Genomic DNA, 1001 nt, shown 5'->3' on the forward strand with positions numbered 1-1001 from the left:
CTAGTGTTTGTTTGCCACATTTAAGACAAACTACGTACCTGTCTGTTAACTCCAATGATGCTCCTCCTGGCAAAGAAGCCGCGGCTCCACTGAAGAAACCGTCTAGAAACGCTTTGAACTGTTCTTTCTTGGACTTCCCATATTTTGAGGGTTTCTGCTTGATTGCTTCTGTATGTTCAGTTTCTCTCTCGCACTTTTCACAAAACCTAATATTCATACTGCCTCCAATGAGATTAATGCACGCATGGAAAACGACAATACTAAGAATACCAAAAGCACTAAGTAAGTTCGTATTCTTACTTAATACATTCGACTTTGTGCCCAAACTTGAAAAGATAGCTAACGCCGCGTTAAGTAGTGAGCAACGCAGACCACCAAACTTAAACTATTGTGCCGTAAACACTAAATTCAAAGCAAACCGAAAATGCCGAGCGTTGCGAATCTGTCTTAAACGCTTTGTTATGTGATATTTTGCTTACCTGATAGTTTTCTATACCGCCACTCTCCTAGAAACCAAGAGATAACATTAAACGGAATGCCAATTGCTAATAACAGCATCACCGTTGTAGGCAACTCAGCGAAAAACTCTCCCCATCGGTTTTGGTTAGTAAAAAGAGCAAAACCAGCAAACTTCCCGAGAAAGAGTCCCCCGCTAATGATTAAAGTTTGAGTGATTATGTAGTAAGCAACACCTTTTTGTCGTTTATTTGCCCAGTTTTTAAACCATTTATTTTGAGATTCTGTCATCTTGTTCCTTTCACTTTGGTGTCGGTCTTATCTAACCTAACCATATGAAACTAAGATACAATCTGATTGGAAACTTATACGAGCAATATCGCGATTTAGGCATATCACATAACGCCCAATTAAGTTGTGAGCAACGCTGCCACCACACCCAAACACTTCACCTTAATCACTAAACCAATTGAAACTGAAAGCGCCGAGCGTTGCGAATCAGCTTGAATTGTTTGTTATATCACGCCTTAATTGGTACACCATTG

2 protein-coding genes are annotated in these 1001 nt (G+C 40.0%); both read right to left on the bottom strand.

All coding sequences use genetic code 11. The features are described from left to right. A partial coding sequence (locus ELS82_RS26810; protein WP_134837799.1) for a hypothetical protein occupies positions 1-217 on the bottom strand: 217 nt, incomplete at its 3' end. 242 nt (positions 218-459) lie between these two features. Continuing rightward, the gene (locus ELS82_RS25295) at positions 460-747 is read right to left on the bottom strand and encodes a hypothetical protein (protein ID WP_134837800.1); all 288 of its coding nucleotides are present in this window, start codon (positions 745-747) and stop codon (positions 460-462) included. Positions 748-1001 lie beyond the last annotated feature (254 nt).

Source organism: Vibrio ouci, assembly GCF_004551525.1.
Lineage (GTDB): Bacteria > Pseudomonadota > Gammaproteobacteria > Enterobacterales > Vibrionaceae > Vibrio > Vibrio ouci.